Below are 15006 nucleotides of genomic sequence, written 5' to 3'. Positions count from 1 at the left end.
CGCCGCTCCCCCGGCCCCCTCCCCGGGTCAGTCCCGGGTCGCGGGCGGGATCGGGAAGTTCTTGTCGAACAGGTTCCCGGGGTCGTACTCGGCCTTGAGGGCGCGCAGTCTGCCCAGGGCGGGTTCGGGGAAGGCCCGCGCGAGGACCTCCGGCCCGGTCCTGGTGTCGAAGCTGAGGTACATCCCCTCCAGGTGCTCCTCCAGCTCTGCCCAGCGCTCGTCCATGCGGGGCACGCGCGGCCCCGAGGACATGGCGGCCAGGCAGAAGTTCTGGGTCCGGTGGGCGTAGGCGGTGGCGTCGGCGGGGACGTCGTTGACCGCCCCGCCGACCTGTCGCAGCTGCATGAAGTACGCGTCGCCCGAGGCGAGCAGCCCGGCCATGCCCCCGGCCAGCTCGGGCGTGATGTGCCGCAGCAGCCCGGTCCGCGAGGCGGGCAGCCCGTGGCCCCGGTGCGGGGCGTCGTCGTGGGGCAGGATCGCCGGGTAGGGCGCGACCTGGGCGCGCTGGTCCAGCACCGGCCCCGCCGCGAGGAACGGTTCGAGGGCCCGCACCGCCAGGTCCGTGTCGTCCCCGGCGTAGACCACCATCGCCTGCGCGACGGGCCCGCCGCCCCCGCGCCCGGGGCCGGTGGTGAGGAACGCGGTGACCTCGCGGGGCGCGGCCTCGGCGATCTCGCCCCAGGCCCGCAGGAACCCGGCCGTGTCGCTCGCGTCGTAGGCGAACTGGCCGAGGACGACGTCGCGGAGCGGCGCGGCGGTGGCCTCGACCGCGGTCAGCACCCCGAAGTTGGCGCCCGCGCCGCGCATCGCCCAGAACAGGTCGGGGCGGTGGTCGGCGTCGGCCCGCACGAGCTCCCCGTCGGCGGTGACGACCTCGACGGCGGTGATGTTGTCGATGGTCAGGCCGTGGGCGCGGGAGAGGTAGCCCAGTCCGCCGGTGGTGGCCAGACCGCCGACCCCGACGCCCCCGTGGTCGCCCGAGCCGAGCGCGAGCCCGTGGGGGGCCAGGGCGGAGGCGACGGCTCCCCAGCGGGCCCCGGCGCCGAGCCGCACCAGTCCGGCGCCGGGGTCCAGGACCTGGACGCCGTCCATGCGGGAGAGGTCGACCACGACGCCGCCGTCGCCGGTGGAGCGTCCGCTGATGCCGTGTCCGCCGCTGCGGACGTGGAGCGGGGCGTCCTGGGCCCGTGCGTAGGCCAGGGCCGAGGCCACCCCGTCGGCGTCCCCCGGCCGCAGGACCAGTCCGGGGCTGCCGTGCTGCATGTAGCCGTGGCGGACCTTGGCGTAGCCCTTGTCCCCGGGCTCGACGGCGCCGGCGCGCAGGGCCTCGGGGACGGCGTCGTAGTCGATGCCGGTGCGGCGGGCGGCCAGGGCTGCGACGGGGCGGACCGGACCGGTCGGGGTGCCCGCTCCGGCGCGTTCGGCGGCCACGGCCTCCCTCAGGGCCGGGGCGACCTCGGCCGCGAGGGTCCGGAGGGTGCGGGGGTCGTCGGTGGCGGCGATGAACGTGGAGAATCCGTGTTCGAGGACGAGCGGGAGGAGTTCCTCCACCCACTGCTCGGGCGGCCCCTGGAGGAAGCCCCGGTTGCCCGGCAGGAAGGCGTTCTGGGAGAGGTTGAGCATCCGGCGGATCTGGCGGGGGTCGCGGCCGGCCGCCAGGGCGGCCTCGTCGACGGTCTTGTTGGACGAGGCCATGTCCTCGGGCCGCAGGTAGCCGAGGCTGGGCAGCCAGCCGTCGGCCTTGGCGCCGACCAGGCGGAGCATGCGGGGCTTGTAGGCGCCGAGGTGGATGCCGATGTCGTGGGCGGGGGCGGGCCCCCGCTTCATGCCCCGGACGGAGTGGTGCTCGCCGTCGAGGCGGACACCGCCGCGGGCCTCGGTGTCCCAGACGGCCCGGATGATATCGATGCCCTCGTCGAGCGCGTCGACGGACTGGCGCGGGGTCAGGCGCCGCGCGCCCATGGCCTCCATGCCGTCCCAGAAGGCCCCGGCGCCGAGGCCGAGCTCGAACCGGCCGCGGGAGAGCAGGTCGAGGCTGGCCGCCGAGCGGGCCAGCATCGCGGGGCCGCGCAGGGGCAGGTTGAGCACGTTGCCGGACACCCTGATCCGGGTGGTGCGGGCGGCCACCCAGCTGAGCAGGGTCCAGGTGTCGAGGAACCCGGGGTTGTAGGGGTGGTCCTGGTAGGTGACCAGGTCCAGCCCCGCCTCGTCCGCGAGTTCGGCCAGGGTGACGGCCCGGTCGGGGTCCTGCGCCGCGGGCGTGACGAAGGCGCCGAACTCCAGCGGGTGTCCGTAGTCGGGCATGGGGCTTCTCCTCGGAGGGGGCGAAACTAGTTTGTTCAGCAAATGATGTTGGCAACAACTTATCTTAGCCACCACGTATTCCTGGTACTCTCGGTGGCATGACGACCACCACTCCGGACGGCGGCCCCGGCACGACCCTGGGGTGGTCCCTGGCCGTCGTGCTGCGCCGCTGGCACGAGCTCACGGAGTCCTCGCTCACCGACATCCCGCACGGCAGCCGCGGCTACCACGTCCTCACCGCGGCGGTCCACTCCGAGCCGCCCACCCAGGCGGCCCTGGCCGAGCGCCTGCTGATCGACCGCAGCGTGATGACCTACCTGCTCGACGACCTGGAGGAGGCCGGACTGGTGCGCCGCCGGGTCGACCCCGGCGACCGCCGGGTGCGGCGGGTGTGCGCCACCGAGCGCGGACGCCAGGTGCTGGCCGACGCCCGCGACCGGGTGGACCGCGTCGAGGAGCGCGTGCTGGCCGGCGTGGACGAGTCCTCCCGGGCCCTGTTCCGCGCGAGCGCCCTGCGCGCGGCGACCAGCATCCAGGAGTCCTCCCCGACCACCGATCCCTGCCTCGCGGTGCGCGAGGTCGTGGGCGGGGACGACGGGCCCGCCCGGGGGCGCGGGCGCACGCGGCGCGGAGCCTGAGCGGACGCACCCCCCGCAGCTCGGCGCGGGTCGGCGCCGGACCGGAACGTCACCGCGAGTCGATAGGCTCCCAGAGTCCACGAACCGCGTGACGAGGGGAACCACCCGAGGTGTCCGAGGCTGTCGAACAGGTCAACGCCGTCCTTGACCGGATGGGCGCCCCCGGCGCCCTGGCGCCCCGGCTGCTGGCCGCACTGGGGCCGGGCGCCGCCGCGGACCTGGACGCGAACCCCTGGCTGCTGCTGCGCCTCCCGCAGGTGACCGTGGAACAGGCCGACTTCTGCGCGCGCAGACGCCTGGGCGACTCCGCCCGCCCCGACGACCCCCGCCGGCTGGCGGCCCTGACCGCCCACGTGCTGCGGCTGGCCGCGCGCCGGGGCAACACCGTCGTGGAGGAGAAGCGGCTCGCGGCGGCCGTCGGCAAGCTGGGGGCGCCCGCCCCCGCGGCGGCCCTGGAGGCGGCCGTGGCCGACGGGAGCGCGGTGGTGCTGGAGAGCACCGACGAGCCCGACGACGACTTCGACTTCGAGGAGGGCGTGGTCCCGGAGGTGCCCGAGGACACCGACCGCTACTACGCCCTGGCGGACGTGGGCGGCGCCGAACAGCGCCTGGGCGAGGAGCTGCTGCGGCTGATCGGCGGCAACGACCCGATCATGGACACGGCGACCGCCGGGGAGACCGTGGAGGCCGCCGAGGAGCGGGGCGGGTTCTCGGTCTCCGACCGGACCCGCGAGGCCGTGGTGACCGCGGCCCTGCGCCCGGTGACCGTGCTGAGCCACGGGCCGGGTGAAGCCGGGGAGATCGCCAGGGCCCTGCTCTGCCTGCACGCGATCGCCGCCGACAGCCGGGTGGGGATCGCGGTGGCGGCGCCGACCGCGCAGGCGGCGGCGGCCCTCGACGCCGAGATCGCGCGCGCCCGCGGGGCGGACGCCGGGCCCGGCGACGGCCCCGCGCGGGACGCGTCCGGCAAGGGGGACCGCGCGGCGGCCCCCGCCCCGCCCGGGGACTCCGCCGACGGGGGGGGACCGGCCGAGGGGGAGGGCTCCGGGGCCCCCGACGGGCCCGAGGAGGGCGAGAGGACCGAGGAGGGCCCTGGTGAGGGGCCCGAGGCGCCCGCTCCCCTGCGCGCGGTCCCGCTGGCCGACCTGGTGGCCGGGGCTCCCCTGACGGTCGGACTCGTCGTGCTGTACGAGGCCATGTCCGTGGGAGCGGCCCGCACCGCCGAACTGGCCGCGGCGTGCCCCGACGGCGCCCACCTGGTCCTCGTCGCCGACCCCCACCAGGCTCCGTCCGCCGCGCCGGGGCGGGTCGTGCTCGACGTCGCCGCCTCGCGGACCGCGCACGTGGCGGAGATCGCCGGAGCCGAGGCCCCCGGGCCCCTCGCGGAGCTCGCGTCGGCCGTGGCCGACGGCGGCGTCCCCGACGTGGAGGCGCCCGGACGCGAGGTCGTGCGGGTGCCCGCCTCCTCCGCCGAGGAGGCCGCGCACCGGGTGGTGCAGCTGGTGACCGACTCCATCCCGCGCGCGCTGGGCATCGGCGCCGAGGACGTCCAGGTGGTGGCCGCCCGCGAGGACGGACCGGCCGGCACGCGCTCGCTCAACGCCGGGTGCAAGGAGCGGCTGAACCCCGGACCCGGCGCGCACGGGGGGTTCGACGTCGGCGACCGGGTCGTGCTGGCCGCCGCGGGTCCCGGCTTCGTCCCGGGCGACACCGGGTACCTGCGCGAGGTGGACCGGGGGGCCGTGGTGGAGCTCGCCGGCGGCGCCAGGGTGAGGGTCGCAGACCCGGCGGCTCTGCGCCACGGCTGGGCGGTGACGGTGGCCGCCGCGCACGGCGGCCTCTGGCCCGCCGTGGTGGCGGTGTTCCCGCCCGAGGTCCCCGTGTCGCGCCCGCAGGTGTACACGGCGCTGACGCGCGCCACGCGGCACGTGTCGGTCGTGGACGCCACCGCGGGCGCACTGGAGGCGGGCGTGCGGGACAACGCCGTCCTGGAGCGCTCGACGCTCCTGGTCCGGATCCTGCGCGAGGGGTAGCCGCACGCGGCCGCCCCGGGCGCGGCGGCCCCGCCCCCTCCGGGACGGGGCGGCCCTCAGCGGGCGTACTGGCGGCACTCGCCCGTGAAGACGGAGGCGAGTTCGGCCCCGAGCACCGCCCGCGCCCGCTCGGCCGCGCCGGGGGTCCCCCGGTGGACCTGGGTGGCCAGCCCCTCCGTCACGGCGCCCAGGCGGGCGGCGGCCGCGTCGGCGTCGAGGCCGGGCGCCACCTCGCCGCACTCCACGCCGTTGCCCACGGCGCGGGCGAGTGCGGCGTGCATGGCGGCTCCGGCGCGGGCGTCCACCTCGGCCAGGGCCGGGTTGTCCAGCGCCCGGCCGGCGAAGGTCCGGATCACGCGGAACTCCGCGCGCCGGGGCCCGTCCAGCGGCAGGTGCTCGGCCAGGGCCGCGCCGAGGATCTCGGCGATGGTCCGCTCGTGCCGGGCGCCCGCCCCGACGATGTCGGAGACACGGGCGGCGACGTCGCCGCTGACGCGCTCGAACGCGTGCAGCAGCATGTCGTCCTTGGACGGGAAGTAGTGCTGCACGAGCCCGACCGACATCCCCGCGCGGGCGGCGGTGCGGGCCACGGTGACGGAGCCGAGGCCGCTGTCGGCGATCAGCTCGCACACGGCCCCGGTGATCTGCGCCCGCCTGTGGGCGTGGTCTGCGGTTCTGGGCACCGCACGACGGTACCAGGGCGCGCCGACACGACCATACAGCCGTACGGCGACGGTGGCGGCGTGCGCCCGGGCGCGGGGTCCGCCCCGCCCGTGCGCGCCCCGCGGGCCCGGGCGGAGCCGCGCGCACCCGACGGGCGGGGCCCCGGGGTCAGACCCGGTCGAGGAAGCCCCCGTCGACGACCAGGTTCTGCCCGGTGACGAAGGCGGCCGCCGGGCTGGCGAGGAACACCACCGGGCGGGCGACCTCCTCGGGGCGGCCCAGGCGTCCGTGGGGGATGCGCTCGCGGATGCTCTCGTAGAACGCGGGGTCGTCCTCGCGGCGGCGCGCCCACCCCCCGCCGGGGAACTCGGTCGGACCGGGCGAGACGGTGTTGACCCGCACCCCGTCCGGCGCCCACGCACGGGCCAGCGAGGACGCGTGGTGGTTGAGCGCCGCCTTGACGGCGCCGTAGGACCGCGGCCCGGCGGGCGCCGTGGTGTGCAGTGCGGAGGTCGTGGAGACCAGCACGACGGCGCCGCCGCGCCCGGAGGCGCGCAGGTGGGGCCCGGCCGCCCCGGTCAGCCGCACGAACGGCATCAGGTCGGCGTCGAACCCGCGCTGCCACTGGTCCGCGGTGGGGGCGCTGCCGCCGGACACGTTGGACACCAGGACGTCCAGCCCGCCGAGGGCCGTCACCGCGTCCTCGACGAAGGACGGCAGTGCGTCGTGGTCCGTCACGTCCAGCTCGCGGGAGAACACCTTCACGCCGGTCCCGCTCAGCTCCTCGGCGGCCCTGGCGAGGGGTTCGGGGCTGCGGGCGCAGATCGCGAGGTCGGCGCCCTCCTCCGCGAACGCCTGGGCGATGGCGCGGCCGATCCCGCGGCTCGCCCCCGTCACGATCACCCGTGCCCCTGACAGTCCCAGATCCATACGTCCGTACCCTCCGACGCCGTCGCACTTCTCGGGTTCTCGCGGCCGTCCACCAGGGTCACACGGAAAGCGCCGGGCACACGGGTGCACACGCCGCGACCGGTCCCGGGACGGCACGCGGTCGGGAGCCCCGGGGGCTCCCGACCGCGTCAACCTACCGCACGGGGGAGCGGGCCCCCGGCGGCCGGGTCAGGCCCCGGTGGAGTGGAAGCCGCCGTCGACGTGGACGGTCTCCCCGGTCGTCGCCGGGAACCAGTCGGACAGCAGCGCCACGACGGCCTTCGCCGCGGGCTCCGGGTCGGTCATGTCCCAGCCCAGCGGGGCCCGCTCCGGCCAGTTCTGCGCCAGCTCGGCGAAGCCGGGGATGCTGCGGGCCGCCATGGTGCTGAGCGGCCCGGCGGAGACCAGGTTGACCCGGATGTCCCGGTCGCCGACGTAGCGCGCCAGGTAGCGGGCGGTGGAGGCGAGCGCGGACTTCGCGACGCCCATCCAGTCGTAGGTGGGGTAGGACACGCTGTTGTCGAAGTCGAGGGCCACGACCGAGCCGCCCCCGCCCATCAGCGGCATGAGGGAGGTGGTCAGGGACTTCAGGGAGAACGTGGACGTGTGCACGGCGGTGGCCACGTCCGCCCACTCCGTGTCGAGGAAGTTCCCGCCCAGGGCGCCCTGCGGCGTGAACCCGATGGAGTGGACGATGCCGTCGAGGCCGTCGACGTGCTCGCCGACGCGGGCTGCGAGGGTGCCGAGCTGCTCGTCGTCGGTGACGTCGAGCTCCAGGACGGGGGGCGTCTCGGGCAGGCGCTTGGCGATGCGCTCCACCAGGCTCATCCGGCCGTAACCGGTGAGCACGAGCGTGGCGCCCTGCTCCTGGGCGAGGCGCGCCACGTGGAAGGCGATGGAGGAGTCGGTGAGCACCCCGGTGACGAGGATGCGCTTACCTTCGAGGATTCCCATGGTTCGGGTGGTCCGTCCTGTCTTGCTGTCCCGGAGGGGGAGCTCCGGTGGCTGCGGTCTGCGAGGTGCGGGGAAGGGCCGGCGGCCGGGCGGGGCGGCTCAGTGCCCCATGCCGAGGCCGCCGTCCACGGGGATGACGGCGCCGGTGATGTAGGCGCCCCCCGGGCCGGCGAGGAAGCCCACGGTCCTGGCGATGTCCTCGGCCGAGCCGAGGCGCCCCAGCGGGACGTTCTTCTTGATCTCCGCCTGGCGGTCCTCGCTCAGGACCGCGGTCATGTCGGTCTCGACGAAGCCGGGGGCGACCACGTTGACCGTGATGTTGCGCGAGCCGAGCTCACGGGCGAGGGAGCGTCCGAAGCCGACCAGGCCGGCCTTGGACGCGGCGTAGTTGGCCTGGCCGCCGGAGCCGAGGAGGCCCACCACGGACGAGATGAGGACGACGCGGCCGGAGCGCTTGCGCATCATGCCGCGCACCGCGCGCTTGGTGACGCGGAACGAACCGGTGAGGTTGGTGTCCACGACGGACGAGAAGTCGTCCTCGCTCATCAGGGCCAGGAGCTGGTCCTTGGTGATACCGGCGTTGGCGACGAGCACCTCGACGGGGCCCTGCGCCTCCTCGACCTCCTTGAAGGCGGCGTCCACCTGGGCGGAGTCGGTGATGTCGCAGCGGACGCCGAGCAGGCCCTCCGGCGGTTCGCCGGACCGGTAGGTCACCGCGACGGAGTCTCCACCGGCGGCCAGCTCACGGGCGATGGCCAGACCGATTCCGCGGTTGCCGCCGGTGACCAGTACCGAGCGCGACATAGGGGCTCCTCTTCTCCTGCGGCTGCTGTGATCAGCCACGACGTGATGTTCCGGGGGTGGGATCGCATTGCAGCGTACCGAGCTACCGACCGGTAGACGCAACTGAGGCGGAGGACGACATCGACCCCCATATCCCCACCAAGCGGCCGGACCTGCCCCGATGCGGCCCCACCTCGTCGGCGCGGGCGGCGCCGTCCGCCGCCGCGCCGCGCGGAGTGACCGTTGTCTCGCCGGACGGGGTACGGGCCGTCAACCCCTCACCAGGCAGAAGGGATGGCCGGCCGGATCGGTGAGGACCCGCCACACCCCCTCGCCCGGCTGGTGGTCCGGTCTGCCGGCGCCCAGCTCCAGCAGCCGGGCCTCCGCCTCGTCCAGGTCCTCGACCGCGAAGTCGAGATGGAACTGCTGGGGGACGTCCTGGTCGGGCCAGCGCGGAGCACGGTAGCCGTCGACCCGCTGGAAGCCGATGAAGAGCCCGTCCCCTCGCGTGAGGCCGGCGAAGTCGGCGTCCGACCCCGGGTGCGGTTCGAGGCCGGTGGCCCGCTGGTAGAACGCCGCCAGGGCCTGGGGATCGGCGCAGTCGAGTGTGATCGCGGTCAACCTCATCGGTGGGGACACGGGCACCTCCGCGCCGGTCGGTGGACGTGTGCGTGCTCTGCCGGGGACGGGCGCCCCCGGGCCGCGGGCGCCCGACCCGCGCCGGGGATCCCGCCGCGGTTCAGGCCCATCCCGCGTCGTGGGCGAGGATGGCGGCCTGCACCCGGTTGGACATGCCCATCTTGGCCAGGATGCGGCTGACGTGCGCCTTCACCGTGGCCTCCCGCATCCCCAGGGCGCGGCCCGCCTCGGCGTTGGACATGCCCTGGGCCACCGACACGAGCACCGACCGCTCCCGCTCGCTCAGCACCGACAGGCGCCGGGCCGCCTCCTCGCGCCCCGCGGCCGAATCGGCGGGGGCGGGCGAGGCGAAGCGTTCGAGCATGCGCTTCGTGACGCTGGGGGCGAGCATGGCGTGGCCCTCGTGCACGGTGCGCACCGCGGCGATGAGGTCGCGCGGCGGCGTGTCCTTGAGCAGGAAGCCCACCGCCCCGGCGCGCAGCGCGCTGTGCACGTACTCGTCCAGGTCGAACGTGGTCAGCAGGACCACGCGGGGCGGTTCGGGCAGGGACGTGAGACGGCCGGCGGCGGTGATCCCGTCGGTGCCGGGCATGCGGATGTCCAGCAGGACCACGTCGGGGCGGAGCTCCTCGGCGAGGCGCACGGCCTCCTCCCCGTCTCCCCCCTCCCCCACGACCTCGATGTCGGGGGCGGAGTCCAGGATCATCCGCAGCCCGGACCTGACCAGGAGTTCGTCGTCGACCAGGAGCGTGCGGATCACCGTGCGGGTCCTCTCGTGTCGGTGTGCGAAGGCAGCGGCGACCGCGCCGGCGGCCGTCGGCGGCTCCGGGCGCGGCCCGGCGGGCCCTGCCCCCCGGAGCAGGGTTCCCGGACCCCTTCGGCGGGGTTCACTCCGCGTCCCGGTCCGGGTGGCCGCCGGTTGGCAAGATAGCGCGCAACCGCCACCCCCCGTCGGGGCACACCCCCGCGCTGAGGTCGCCCCCCGCCAGCACCACGCGCTCGTGGAGGCCGGTCAGCCCGAACCCGCTCTGCGGCATGGGCACGGTCGGCGCGGGCGCGGGCTCGTTGGCGACCTCGACCTCGACCTGGCGGGGACCGTGGTGCAGGCGCACGGCGACCTCCGCGCCGGGGGCGTGCTTGGCCGCGTTGGTCAGCCCCTCCTGGACGATCCGGTAGGCGGTGCGCTCGACCCCCGGCGCCAGGGGCCGCACCCGGCCCGTCTCCTCCCTGCGCACGACCATGCCCGCGGTGCTCCACTCGCCGATGAGCCGGTCCAGGTCCGCCAGGACGGGCTGGGGCGCCGTGGGCGCGGCGGCGGTCGTCTCGTCGCGCAGCACTCCGAGGATCCCGCGCAGCTCGGACAGCGCCTCCCGTCCCGTGGTGCGGATCAGACCCGCGGCCTCGACCGTCCTGGCGTCCTCCGAGGACACCTCCAGCCCGCCCGCGTGCAGCACCATGAGGCTCACCCTGTGCGCGACCACGTCGTGCATCTCCCGCGCGATACGGGTGCGCTCGGCGGTGAGGGCCCGCTCGGCCATCAGGTGCTGTTCGCGTTCGAGCCGCTCGGCCCGCTCGTGGAGCCGTTCGACCAGCTGGCGCCTGGTCCCGATCCACAGGCCCGCCGTCACCGGGACGACGAGGAAGAACACCACGGCGATGACGTACGTGAGGCCGTTGGTCCCGTACCCGCCGCCGGTGGCCAGGCACAGCAGGGCGAACCAGGCGGCGACCAGCCTGCGGTTGTCGAAGTAGACGGCGTACGAGTAGATGGCGATCGAGGCCGGAACGAAGTTGCCGAAGCCCGCCAGGAGGACGACCGCGATCAGGAGCAGCCACTTGGGCCGGGTGCGCCGGAACAGGATGGCGGCGGCCGCCACGAAGGCCGGGACCACGGAGAGGAGGACGGCGAGGCCGAGCAGCGCGATCATCGCGCTCACGGACCCGGAGCGCGAGAGGGCGGCGGACGCGGTGTCGATCGCACCGCTGAAGACGCCGTTCACGCCCACCTGGAGGAGCAGGCTCAGCGGCAGGGTCCCCAGCGCGTAGAGCCAGTCGGCGATGCGGAGCCTGCGGTCCCACCACCACTGCCAGTTGCTCCGCCACCGGGCGCCGACGGACCGCCCCCTGTCGTTGACCCAGGTCCTCATGGTGCGGATTCTACGGGCGGCCCCCGCCCGTCCCGCCGCGTCCGGTGACCGCCCCGTCACTCCGCCACACCCCCCGAACTTTCGCGTCACCGCAGGTCGGAGCCACCGTTTCCGTCGATCGACACGGACAGTGACGACCCCGCCCCCGACGAAAGTCGGGGGGTCGGCCAGACGAAGGAGTCCCGAACCCGGCTCGCACCCCTCCTTCGGCCGATCCCGGGATCGGCCCAGCGGTGGACGCCCGGGCGGCCCCCGCGGTCCTAGCGTTGTGGTGTGCCGGGCCGGACGAGGGGTCCCCCGGCGCGGGCAACACCGATCAACCACTCCCCGCACATCCGTCGTCTCACCGTCTCTGGAGCTGTCTGTCGTGACCGAGTCCACTGTGAAAACCGTCCCCCCGGTCGCCTCGCCACCGGTCGTGGTCGCGCGGGGCCTCACCAAGACCTACGACACCGGCGACAGCAAGGTCCACGCCCTGGCCGGGGTCGACGTGGAGTTCCACCGGGGCGCGTTCACCGCGATCATGGGCCCCTCCGGCTCCGGCAAGTCCACGCTGATGCACTGCCTGGCCGGGCTGGACGTGGCGACGTCCGGCACCGTGCACCTGGGCCGCACCGAGATCACCGGTCTGCGCGACGCCGAGCTGACCCTGCTGCGCCGCGACCGGATCGGGTTCATCTTCCAGTCGTTCAACCTGCTGCCGATGCTCACGGCCGAGCAGAACATCCTGCTGCCCTCCCAGATCGCCAGGCGCGCGGTCGACAAGGAGCGCTTCGAGCACATCGTCGACGTGGTCGGCCTGCGCGACCGGCTCCACCACCTGCCCGCGAAGCTCTCCGGAGGGCAGCAGCAGCGCGTGGCCGTCGCCCGCGCCCTGCTCAACGCCCCCGAGGTCGTCTACGCCGACGAGCCCACCGGCAACCTGGACTCGCGTTCGGGCTCGGAGGTCCTGGCCTTCCTGCGCGGCTCCGCCCGCGACCTGCACCAGACCATCGTCATGGTCACCCACGACCCCGTCGCGGCCTCCTACGCCGACCGCGTGGTCTTCCTCCGCGACGGCCGCCTGGTGGACGAGGTCGTCGAGCCCACCGCCGAACTGGTCTCCGCGCGGCTGCTGAAGCTGGAAGAGGTCTGATCCATGCTGCGCACCACGCTCGCCGGGCTGCGGATGCACAAGTCCCGGTACGCCACCACGGTGATGGCCATCCTGCTCGGCGTCATGTTCGTCTCCGGCACGATGGTGTTCGCCGACACCCTGAACGCCAACTACGAGAAGTCCGTCATGGGTTCCGCGACCAGCGTCGACGCGATCGCGGTCCCCGCCGCCGAGGAGCCGGCGGACCCGGCGGAGCCCTCGGAGCCGGAACCGCTGACCGAGGCCCAGCTGGACGGCGTCCGCGCCCTGCCCGAGGTGGCCGGGGCCGACGGCATCGTCAGCGGACAGGCCGTGCTCCTGGACCGTGACGGCCGCGCGTTCGGCTTCATGCCGCCCGCCGCCATCTCCGTCGGGGAGACCAGCCGCTTCTCCGCGGCCGAAGGCGGGCTGCCCGAGGGCCCCGACGAGCTGGCCCTGGCCAGTTCCACCGCCGAGCAGGCCGGATTCGAGGTCGGCGACACGGTGACCGTGCTCGACCCCGCGCAGGAGGAGCGCGAGTTCACCGTGACCGGCCTGGTCGACTTCGGCGTCGACCCGGGCTACAGCTACGGCGGCGCGCTCGTCTTCGCCCCCGGCACCGTCGGGGAGATGACAGGCGCCACCGGCTACACCGAGATCGACGTGCTCGCCGCGGAGGGCCACACCGACGAGCAGGCGGCCGAGGCCGTCGCGGCCCTGCTGGGGGACGGCGCGGACGTGCGGACGGGTGAGGCCTTCGGCCTGGAGATGGCCGAGTCCGCCGGCGGCGACACGGCGATGATGCGGACCGCGCTGCTGCTGTTCGCGTTCATCGCCATGTTCGTGGCGGGGATCGTCATCTACAACACCTTCGCCATCCTCATCGCCCAGCGCCAGCGGGAGATGGCCCTCCTGCGGTGCGTCGGCGCCAAGCGGGGCCAGGTGTTCCGGTCCGTCCTGCTGGAGTCGGTGGCGGTGGGGCTGATCGCCTCCGTCCTCGGCGTCCTGGCGGGCGTCGGCATCGGCATGGCCGGTGCGGCGTTCGGCGGCCCGCTGCTGGGCATGGGCGGCTCGGTCCCCGTGGTGATCACGCCGCTCGCCGTGATCGTGGGCCTGGCGGTCGGCACCGTGGTGACCGTCTGCTCCGCCCTGGTCCCGGCCACGCGCGCCACCCGGGTCCCGCCGCTGGCCGCGCTGCGCACCAGCGCGACCGCGGGCGGCCTGGAGAAGGGCACCGGCTGGATGCGCGTCGTGTTCGGCGTCCTGGCCTTCCTGGTCTCGGCCGCGCTGGTGGCCCTGACGCAGGTGTCCGGCCCGAACCAGCTGGGACCGGTCGTCGTGACGGCGGCCGCCCTGATCGCCTTCGTGGGCGTGGTGGTGCTGGGACCGCTCCTGGTGCGCGGCATCGTCCGACTGGTCGGCGTCCCGCTGCGCAGGGTCGGCGTGCCGAGCATGCTGGCGGTGGACAACTCCACCCGCAGCCCGCGCAGGGCGGCCACCGCAATGATCGCCCTGACGGTGGGCGCCACGCTCATCACGGGCTACTCGGTGGTCAGCGCCTCGCTGGAGTCCACCATGACCCGGATGCTCGACGAGCAGTTCCCGGTGGACTACCAGGTCAGCGCTCAGTACTCGATGGACGGCGCCTCCGGCGGCGACACCGCCGCCGAAGAGGCCCCCGCCGAGGACGCACAGGACGGCGCCGGGACGGACGGCGTCCCGACCGAGGACACCGTGCAGCCCCCGCCCGGGAGCGAGCAGGAGGGACAGGAGGGCGGGGCCGACGGCGCGTCGCCCGAGGACCCGGCGGACGCCGAGGACGGCGCGGCCTCCCCGGAGGAGGGAGCCGACGCGTCCGGGGGGACCGGCATGCCCCTCGTCCCCGCCGAGGTCGAGCACGCCCTCGCGGAGAGCCCCCTCCTGGACAAGGTGATCGCCCAGCGCGGAGGCACGGTCGAGGGCTACGACGCCTCCCCCGTGGGTTCGCTCTCCGTCAGCACCTACGACGGCGCCGAGCTCGGCGTCGACATCACCGGCGAGACCGTCGAGGGCGAGATCTCCGGTTTCGGCCCCGGCGAGGTGCTGCTCTCCGAGGGGCTGGCCGACGGCCTGGGCGTGGGCGACACCCTCACCCTGCCGTCCCCGGACGGCGAGGTCGACCTGGAGGTCGCCGCGATCCTGGCCGACGCCCAGACCCTGTGGGGCGCGGTCGTCTCCCCGGAGGACTTCGCCACGCTGTTCCCCGACACCGCCGACAGCGAGATGGTCTACGTCCGCGCGGCCGAGGGCGCCGACGCCTCCGAGGTGCGCGACGCCGTCTACACGGCGGTGGACGACCACCCGACCATGCAGGTCATGTCGGTGGCCGAGATGAAGAACCAGTTCTCGGACATGATGGACATCGCCTTCTACACCATCGCGGCGATGCTGGGCCTGGCGATCGTCATCGCGGTGTTCGGCATCTCCAACACGATGGCGCTGTCGGTGCTGGAGCGCACCCGCGAGTCGGCCCTGCTGCGCGCGCTGGGCCTGGCCAAGGGGCAGCTGCGCCGCATGCTGGGCGTCGAGGCGGTCCTGCTGTGCCTGATCGGCGCCGGTATCGGCATCGTGCTGGGCGTGGTGTTCGGCTGGGCGGCGGGCGCGGCGACCCTGCCCGACATGGTGCTCACCGTTCCGGCCGGGCAGATCGCGGTGTTCATCGCCGTGGCCGTGCTCGCGGGCCTGCTGGCCTCGGTGCTGCCCGCCCGCCGGGCCGCGGGGGCCTCCATCACGGGAGCGCTCGCCAGCGAGTAGGCGCAGGT

The 15006-nt window shown here is 74.9% G+C and carries 12 protein-coding genes; 4 read left to right on the top strand and 8 right to left on the bottom strand.

The features are described 5' to 3' along the window. Window positions 1-27 precede the first annotated feature (27 nt). Window positions 28-2304, bottom strand: a complete 2277-nt coding sequence (locus ACIRPH_RS28220) for an LLM class flavin-dependent oxidoreductase (protein ID WP_402919671.1) — start codon at window positions 2302-2304, stop codon at window positions 28-30. A 98-nt stretch (window positions 2305-2402) separates the two neighbouring features. Between ACIRPH_RS28220 and ACIRPH_RS28215 the strand changes: the two genes are divergently transcribed. Both ACIRPH_RS28215 and ACIRPH_RS28210 read left to right on the top strand, forming a co-directional pair. After that, a complete protein-coding gene (locus tag ACIRPH_RS28215) occupies window positions 2403-2942 on the top strand; it encodes a MarR family winged helix-turn-helix transcriptional regulator (protein WP_402919669.1) in 540 nt (179 codons plus the stop codon). A 110-nt stretch (window positions 2943-3052) separates the two neighbouring features. Continuing rightward, window positions 3053-4975 carry a helix-hairpin-helix domain-containing protein gene (locus tag ACIRPH_RS28210; protein ID WP_402919667.1) on the top strand — a complete coding sequence of 641 codons (1923 nt, stop codon included), beginning with the start codon at window positions 3053-3055 and terminating at the stop codon, window positions 4973-4975. A gap of 56 nt (window positions 4976-5031) precedes the next feature. Here the strand turns inward: ACIRPH_RS28210 and ACIRPH_RS28205 are convergent, their stop codons facing one another. The 7 genes from ACIRPH_RS28205 to ACIRPH_RS28175 form a co-directional block, all read right to left on the bottom strand. Beyond that, entirely contained in the window at window positions 5032-5658 is a 627-nt protein-coding gene (locus tag ACIRPH_RS28205; RefSeq protein ID WP_402919665.1) for a TetR/AcrR family transcriptional regulator, read from the bottom strand. Between the two features lie 148 nt (window positions 5659-5806). Then, window positions 5807-6568 (bottom strand): SDR family NAD(P)-dependent oxidoreductase, encoded by a 762-nt coding sequence (locus ACIRPH_RS28200; RefSeq protein WP_402919663.1) that lies wholly within the window; start codon window positions 6566-6568, stop codon window positions 5807-5809. A 189-nt stretch (window positions 6569-6757) separates the two neighbouring features. After that, window positions 6758-7522 carry an enoyl-ACP reductase FabI gene (gene fabI / locus ACIRPH_RS28195; RefSeq protein WP_402919661.1) on the bottom strand — a complete coding sequence of 255 codons (765 nt, stop codon included), beginning with the start codon at window positions 7520-7522 and terminating at the stop codon, window positions 6758-6760. Between the two features lie 99 nt (window positions 7523-7621). Further along, entirely contained in the window at window positions 7622-8326 is a 705-nt protein-coding gene (locus ACIRPH_RS28190) for a beta-ketoacyl-ACP reductase (RefSeq protein ID WP_330159964.1), read from the bottom strand. A 249-nt stretch (window positions 8327-8575) separates the two neighbouring features. Next, complete coding sequence (locus ACIRPH_RS28185) at window positions 8576-8944, bottom strand: VOC family protein (protein WP_402919659.1); 369 nt, start codon at window positions 8942-8944, stop codon at window positions 8576-8578. Between the two features lie 100 nt (window positions 8945-9044). Then, a complete protein-coding gene (locus ACIRPH_RS28180) occupies window positions 9045-9704 on the bottom strand; it encodes a response regulator (protein ID WP_402919657.1) in 660 nt (219 codons plus the stop codon). 127 nt (window positions 9705-9831) lie between these two features. Beyond that, on the bottom strand, window positions 9832-11091 hold the full coding sequence (locus ACIRPH_RS28175) for a sensor histidine kinase (protein ID WP_402919655.1): 1260 nt from the start codon (window positions 11089-11091) through the stop codon (window positions 9832-9834). Between the two features lie 367 nt (window positions 11092-11458). On the opposite strand from ACIRPH_RS28175, the gene ACIRPH_RS28170 reads away from it, so the two are divergent. Together ACIRPH_RS28170 and ACIRPH_RS28165 are read left to right on the top strand one after the other, a co-directional pair. Beyond that, entirely contained in the window at window positions 11459-12226 is a 768-nt protein-coding gene (locus ACIRPH_RS28170; protein ID WP_402919653.1) for an ABC transporter ATP-binding protein, read from the top strand. A gap of 3 nt (window positions 12227-12229) precedes the next feature. Beyond that, window positions 12230-14998, top strand: coding sequence for an FtsX-like permease family protein (locus ACIRPH_RS28165; protein WP_402919651.1), 2769 nt, complete (start codon window positions 12230-12232; stop codon window positions 14996-14998). Window positions 14999-15006: the final 8 nt, after the last annotated feature.

The organism is Nocardiopsis sp. NPDC101807 (assembly GCF_044766605.1).
Taxonomy (GTDB): Bacteria; Actinomycetota; Actinomycetes; order Streptosporangiales; family Streptosporangiaceae; genus Nocardiopsis; species Nocardiopsis tropica.
The sequence above is the reverse complement of the archived record's forward strand: the minus strand, read 5'-3'. Positions and strand labels throughout refer to the sequence as shown.